The organism is Plesiomonas sp. (genome assembly GCF_051650925.1).
In the GTDB taxonomy this organism is placed as follows: Bacteria; Pseudomonadota; Gammaproteobacteria; order Enterobacterales; family CAMTGL01; genus Plesiomonas.
This window is the reverse complement of record NZ_JBOFRH010000007.1, coordinates 1-6,754: the sequence shown is the minus strand read 5'-3', so window position 1 is coordinate 6,754 and position 6,754 is coordinate 1. Positions and strand designations below refer to the sequence as shown.

Annotated in this window: 8 protein-coding genes; 2 read left to right on the top strand and 6 right to left on the bottom strand. The window is 45.0% G+C overall.

Translation table 11 applies throughout. From position 1 onward, the window contains the following. On the bottom strand, positions 1–1,233 hold a 1,233-nt coding region (locus ACRC27_RS00115), incomplete at its 3' end, for a hypothetical protein (RefSeq protein ID WP_438638759.1). A gap of 274 nt (positions 1,234–1,507) precedes the next feature. Between ACRC27_RS00115 and arfA the strand changes: the two genes are divergently transcribed. Beyond that, the gene (gene arfA / locus ACRC27_RS00110; protein ID WP_438621643.1) at positions 1,508–1,681 is read left to right on the top strand and encodes an alternative ribosome rescue factor ArfA; all 174 of its coding nucleotides are present in this window, start codon (positions 1,508–1,510) and stop codon (positions 1,679–1,681) included. A 74-nt stretch (positions 1,682–1,755) separates the two neighbouring features. On the opposite strand, the gene ACRC27_RS00105 is transcribed toward arfA, so the two are convergent. The 3 genes from ACRC27_RS00105 to purE form a co-directional block, all read right to left on the bottom strand. Continuing rightward, entirely contained in the window at positions 1,756–2,181 is a 426-nt protein-coding gene (locus tag ACRC27_RS00105) for an N-acetyltransferase (RefSeq protein WP_438638757.1), read from the bottom strand. Positions 2,182–2,412: 231 nt separating this feature from the next. Then, the gene (gene purK / locus ACRC27_RS00100; protein ID WP_438638756.1) at positions 2,413–3,480 is read right to left on the bottom strand and encodes a 5-(carboxyamino)imidazole ribonucleotide synthase; all 1,068 of its coding nucleotides are present in this window, start codon (positions 3,478–3,480) and stop codon (positions 2,413–2,415) included. Next, a complete protein-coding gene (purE, locus tag ACRC27_RS00095) occupies positions 3,477–3,971 on the bottom strand; it encodes a 5-(carboxyamino)imidazole ribonucleotide mutase (protein WP_438638754.1) in 495 nt (164 codons plus the stop codon). Before purE ends, purK begins: the two co-directional genes overlap by 4 nt. A 231-nt stretch (positions 3,972–4,202) precedes the next feature. Between purE and ACRC27_RS00090 the strand changes: the two genes are divergently transcribed. Next, on the top strand, positions 4,203–5,348 hold the full coding sequence (locus ACRC27_RS00090; protein WP_438638753.1) for a 1-acyl-sn-glycerol-3-phosphate acyltransferase: 1,146 nt from the start codon (positions 4,203–4,205) through the stop codon (positions 5,346–5,348). A gap of 119 nt (positions 5,349–5,467) precedes the next feature. On the opposite strand, the gene lpxH is transcribed toward ACRC27_RS00090, so the two are convergent. Both lpxH and ACRC27_RS00080 read right to left on the bottom strand, forming a co-directional pair. Then, positions 5,468–6,244, bottom strand: a complete 777-nt coding sequence (gene lpxH / locus ACRC27_RS00085) for a UDP-2,3-diacylglucosamine diphosphatase (protein WP_438621648.1) — start codon at positions 6,242–6,244, stop codon at positions 5,468–5,470. Between the two features lie 213 nt (positions 6,245–6,457). Continuing rightward, on the bottom strand, positions 6,458–6,754 hold a 297-nt coding region (locus ACRC27_RS00080), incomplete at its 5' end, for a peptidylprolyl isomerase (RefSeq protein WP_438638751.1).

Genomic DNA, 6,754 nt, shown 5'->3' with positions numbered 1-6,754 from the left:
TACATTGGTTTGGGTTAAATTTTGGACATTACCTGAGAACTCAGATTGGTTTGAGAGATTCAAAATGGCTGTGCTATGTTCATCATTGACAATGTTGCCGGCCAGTAGTGTTTGATTATCGGCATTGAATGTGACACTGGTTGGTTTAGTGGCTGACGTGCTGCGGATATCCATTAACCCACCGGTAGCATTAGTGGCATAATCTCCTTGCATATTGATGATGCTATTTCCACCGAAGGCCTGAATCAGTGCACCAGTTGATTGCATGGTATTACCCGATGAATTAATGACCGATACACCATTATGGATGGTGTAAATATGGTTGTTACTACCACTTCCCACCAAAGAGCTGTTCTGGATATTTAGGGTTGATTTTCCGGCCAAATCTATGGCGCTGGAGTTTGTACCGTACGTATTAATGAGATTAACGGTATTATTTTGTGTAATTGTTAAGTTACCAGAATTAACTTTAAAGGCATCACTGTGGTCGCCATACGTTTTAATGAAGAGATTATTCAGAATTGTTGTTGCTCCAGAGGCTGTATTCACGGCAGCACTATTTTTGCCCTCTGTAGTAATGGTGGTGTTGTTAAAATAGCCATGGCTTTGATTGGTTTGATCAATACCGTATGAAAGAGAACCTTGGGTGTGGATAGTTAGTGCCGTTGCGCTAACATTGGCCTGTTTTTCTGCACTATAAATACCGTGAGAGGTATTTCCTTGAGTGTTTACAGTCGTATTGTTAAGAGCAACAGATGAACCGCTATTAATCGAACTTATTCCGTTTGAATTACTGTTTTTTGTGGTAACAGAGAGGTTGTTGGCATTAATCTTTCCTTGGCTGGCAGACAGTGCGCCGTAAGAGTTACTGCCTTCTGCGATGATATTGACATTATCAAGTTCTATCAATGAACCACTATTTTCAGCGCTGATACCATAAGAACCCGAACCATTGGTCTGAATTGTACCGTTTTTGAAAATTGCATGGCCCTGATTCATGACCCGGATGCCGAGTGCATTATCCCCCTCAGTAGTAATTGATTTTCCATCAGAGGTTAATGTGCTGTTTTCGCCATTAACTGCAACACCGTATTCATTATGGGTTTCAATGTTATCAGATAAAGTAACATTTTGACCGTTCGTTATATTTACAGTTGATGTTATGGGGGCCGCAATAGCCTGAGAGATAGAAAATGCAATTAACGATAAGGTGAGACAGGTATGGTTTATCATAAAATAAGTTCAGTAGTGGTGTTTTTGTTATTTGAACATTTTATTGAACCGACTTTTATGTTGAACTGTATCAATTGAACTGTTTATTTTTTGGTAATGCACTGTTTTTAAAGATAATTATGTAGTCAGCTTGATACAGAATTCATTACTTAGACATAACTGATAATATCTGGAACTTATCTGTGGTATTTTTATCGTGATGATAGATGTTTTTTTATACTGTTGTATGCTTATTGTAGACAATGGTTAGGACACAAAAGTAAGAAGGTGGGATATGAGCAAAAAAATTGAAATGCACAGAGGTACGATTACCGATAACGCACTAAAAGCGCTGGTGACTAGCCCGGTTTTTAAAGCAAAAGTAGAGCGAAATAAAAAAGGGAAAGGTGCTTATCAACGTAAAGAAAAATCAGGTAAAGGGTGGGAGGCCAACCGTAAGTTACGTTAGGTAAACGTACTTTACGATTGGCTTTCTGCTTTTAAAATAAGTGGTTAGAATTAAACACTTAAATAGTGCAGATATTATGCTGTTGCCATCACAAACTCTTTGTGGCCGGTGTATGGGTTTGGTTGTTCATTTTGAATGCTAAAACCGTGTTTCTTGTATAAGCGCACTGCATCAAAATTCTCAGCGTATACCGTCAGTGTGAGGGTTTCCATCTGCTGTTTTGCGTGTGCTAAAAGCTCAGTACCGATACCCACATTCTGATACTGAGGGTCAACAAACAGAGCGGCAAGTTGACCATCTGCCGCTAGACTGTAAAACCCTTTGATTTCATCTTCATCTGCGTAAACCCACGTCATGGCACTGGGCAAGTATTGTGTACGCATACTGTCTATTTTGCTGTGCCAATAGTGGGGTTCTACAAAGTCATGTGCATCAATTGATGCGGTAAGCCATACATTGAGGAGCGTATCCATATCTGTTTCAGTAAACAATCTGATCATTATTGTGCATCCTTTATGGGTAAGCTTATTGGCAGTGTAGCAAGCAAAATTATGGTTTGGCTGTGATGTATATCCCGCAACTTAATCGATTCAGCTTTTTCTTAGGCCAATCTGGAATAACAATATAAAAAAGGGCATGAAATGGTCATGTTACATGGTGAAAGTGATGCGGAGTTTCCATTAAAATCAATGCGGTGAACATCAGGCACTGATGCCACCGCAAGGGAGTATTTAGCTAAGTTTTTGTTGTGCCCAGCGAATACCAGATACGTATTCAGCCGGTAAGAGTGTAGATAGACTGCCTAAGGCGGCCTGAAGCTCAAAAGGCTCTGGGTGGGCGAGATTAAGGTGTCCGAGTTTACGGCCTTCGCGCACCGATTTACCGTACCAGTGTAACTGTACCAGCGGAACAGAGAGCCAGTGCAGAGTAAACGGTGTACCGATAATATTAATCATCACCGCAGGGCTTGGTACAACAGGTGTATGTAATGGCCAGCCGAGCAGTGCCCGTAAATGCAACTCAAACTGGCTGATAGATGCGCCTGCTTGTGTCCAGTGGCCGCTGTTGTGTACGCGCGGTGCTAGCTCATTAATCAGCAGTTTACCGTCAACAACAAAGCATTCCATCGCCATGACGCCCACATAATCAAGGCTCTCCATCAAGCTACCGAGCATGTGTTCTGCCTGATGTTGAAGTGCAGAATCTGGCTTGGGTAGCGCAACACTGGCGCGCAGAATGCCATTTTCATGCAGATTATGGGTCAGTGGATAGAATACCCGTGTACCATCGCGCCCGCGGGCTCCGACCAGTGAAACTTCGCCATCAAACGGGATCATCTGCTCAACAATACATTCGCCATACATCTCGGCAGGAATGCTGTGCTGATCATCGGTATGCATAACACGCCACTGGCCACGCCCGTCATAGCCACCTTTACGTCGTTTTACGATCACCTTTTCGCCCAGTTGGGCAAAGATATCCGGCCATTGCGTGGTGCTGTTGAGTGCTAGCCAAGGTGAGGTCGACAGATCCAGTTGATCAATATGCTGTTTTTGTGTGAAGCGATCAGCCAACAGTGGAAAGGTATCTCGGTTGATAAAACCGGTATGTTGCGAAAATTGACGTGTGAGTGCGGTATCTGGCCACTGCTCAATTTCAGCGGAGATAACCGCATTTTCTGGTAGGAAGGGCGGAGTATCCTCGAACCCGCAAGGGGTCACAGTGATATCCATCACCTCACCTGCTTGCCGTAACATATCGCCTAGCTGCCCGTTACCTAATACCCAAACTGAACTCATGCCGGATCCCTCGGGTCTGGGTTATTGAGTACGGTGTCGGTTTGTGTAGCACGCCATACAGTGAGGCGTTGGTGAATACCTTCATCATGCAATGATAAAATTTGTGCGGCGAGCAGACCCGCGTTGGCCGCCCCTGCTACCCCAATGGCTAAGGTCGCAACGGGGATCCCTTTTGGCATCTGGACGATAGAGAGCAGGCTATCCATACCGTTGAGTGCGGCACTTTTTACCGGTACACCGAGTACAGGTAACAAGGTTTTGGCGGCTAACATTCCCGGTAAATGTGCAGCGCCCCCGGCACCGGCGATAATAACTTGAAAGCCTTGTTCTGCGGCAGTGGCAGCAAAACTGATCAATTTATCGGGTGTACGGTGAGCAGAAATCACTTCAGCGTGAAAAGGGATATCCAGTGCAGAGAGCATCTCGGCGGCAGCCTGCATGGTTGCCCAATCGCTTTTCGAACCCATAACAACAGCGACTTTGGGTTGCATAGTGGGTGAACTCCTGTAATAGCTGTGGGAATGACGGTAGCGGCAGTAGTTATCCGTTAACATGAATATCTACACCGTGTTGCGGGTAGCAAGAATACCATGAACCCATCGCAAGGAAAACGTTTGCGTGTAGGGTGTGAAGCGGTTTTAACACACTGTTGTGTTGGTAGGATTAGGTTTTAAAAGGATAACTCGTATAATAAACTTTCACAGGAATGATAATAACAACAGATGACGAGAATGAGCGAAGAGAGTACAGCGCAGTTTGCGGATATCCGCCCTTATCATGATAGCGAAGTGGCACCCGTGTTGGCCAATATTCTGCATAATGATGAGTTTATCAATGCAATTTGTCAGTTTCGTTTCCCTAAAATAACGCGTTGGTGCGGCTGGATTTTAAAGCCCGTAGTGCGCTATTTCTTACAGCAGCGGGTCAGCAATATTCGCTCTGTACGGGCTTTTCAGGAGCAAGTTGAAAGCTACATGCAGCGGATGATCACCACAACAACAGATGGTGTGACTTACAGCGGATTGGAGCATCTAGACGCGGATAAAGCCTATCTGTTTATTTCAAATCATCGCGATATTGCTATGGATCCAGCGCTGGTTAACTGGGGGCTGTTCCATCATGGCCGTGATACGGTCAGAATTGCGATTGGTGATAATTTGCTGCGTAAGCAGTATGCCTCAGACATTATGCGGCTGAATAAAAGTTTTATCGTTAAACGCTCGGCTAAAGGCGTGCGTGAGATGATGGCTGCATTTACGGAGTTATCGGCTTATATACGCCATTCACTGGATGAAAATCAGTCGATCTGGATAGCGCAGAAAGAGGGGCGTGCAAAAGACGGTAATGATCAGACCGATCCGGCAATCCTAAAAATGTTCTACATGAACGGTAAAAAGCAGAAAATGGATATGGCAGAGTATTTTGCCTCGCTAAATATCGTTCCTGTCGCCATTTCATATGAATATGATGCCGGTGAAGTACAAAAAGCAGCTGAGTTAGCACAAAAAGCGCGCGGTGAAGCCTACGTGAAGTCAGAGTTTGAAGATCTCGACAGTATTGTAAAAGGCATTGTTGGTTATAAAGGGCGGGTACATGTCGCATTCGGGCCGGTTATGCAAGAGAGCATGACATCAGCCGAAGCGCTTGCAACATGGATAGATCAGCACATCACTGAGCAGTATCATCTGTTCCCGTCGAATCTTGTCGCCGCAGGATTCACTGAAGGGGTCAGCGAGCAAAAACAGCGTGAGTTTAATGAGCGTATGCAGGCTATACCCGCAGAACTGCGTGAACGAGTTATGCAAAGTTATGCGCTTCCTGCACAAAAACAGCGCTTACAGCAGCAACAACAAACGACAGTTGAGTAACTGTTGAATACCACAGCATGATGTGTTTTGTGGTTTTTCGGTGCAACATATTGGTTGTGTTGTGTTGTGTTGTGTTGTGTTGTGTTGTAGTAGAGGTTGGGTAGCTGTTTGCCCAACCTTTAACGAGTAGACAGCGGTTTACCAAACGGCAGGCTTTTTATTGAAATACCCTCAGCACTGACCCGTAATACAGACCCCTGCTGGTACCAGTCACCGAGTACTATGCGTTCCCCAGAAAGAGGTTGCTCAGTAGTAGAGTCTTGTAGCTGTAGTGGGTGAACGGCTGGGCGATGAGTATGCCCGTGGATCAGACGCTGGATCTGATGTTGTTGCATCACCGCCAGCACAGTGTCTGTATTTACATCCATGATATCTTGGCTCTTTTGCTGATTATGCTGGGCACTTTTATTGCGCAAACGGGCACCGATATTGCGTCGCCAGCGCAGTGGTAGCAGACGAAACAGCTGTTGCAGCCATGGCTGATGTACGCGTTGACGGTACTTTTGGTAGGCGACATCATCAGTACACAGCGTGTCACCATGCATGATAAGTGTTGGCGTACCGTATAGATCAACCACATACTCAGAAGGAAGCAGTGTCATTTTGCACTGGCGCGCAAAGCGTTTTCCCAGCAGAAAATCACGATTACCGTGGATAAAGTAGCAGGGAACACCTTGCTGATGTAACCGCCTCAGCGCGTTGGCTACAGTCTGTTGTAATGCTGTATTGTCATCATCACCAATCCAAAACTCGAACAGATCTCCCAGAATATACAGTGCGTCAGCCGCAGGCGCTTGCTGTTGTAAAAAAGCGAGCAAACAGGCGGTAATTTCTGGGTGATCTTCACTCAGGTGCAGATCAGCAATAAACAGGGTTGTCGGTGCGATAGGTATCATCTCCGGTAATCAGCAGGAATAGGGATGCAGAGCACAAGCGGTAAAGCGTAAACAAAAAAGTAAATAAAGGGATGAAAAACATCCCTTTATTTAGCGTTATTCTATAACCTTTGTACACCCGTTGAGTGTACAGCACACGGGTCATTGATAAGTATGCCAAAATATTTTTTGCATTTTATCAAAACGTTAGTGCGTTAAGGCAGAGTTAACGGCTTACTCGCTGACAGTGACGCTGTTGATCAATACTTCATCACGTGGCACATCTTGGTGATAACCGAAAGTACCGGTAGAAACACCTTTGATTTTATCAACCACATCCATACCTTCAACCACTTCTGCAAACACGCAATAACCCCAACCATCACGGCTCTCTGAACGGAAATTCAGGAAATCGTTATCAGCAACGTTGATGAAGAACTGGGAAGAGGCAGAGTGCGGATCCATAGTCCGTGCCATTGCAACAGTACCACGCTTATTCTTCAGGCCATTGTTAGCTTCATTTTTGATGCT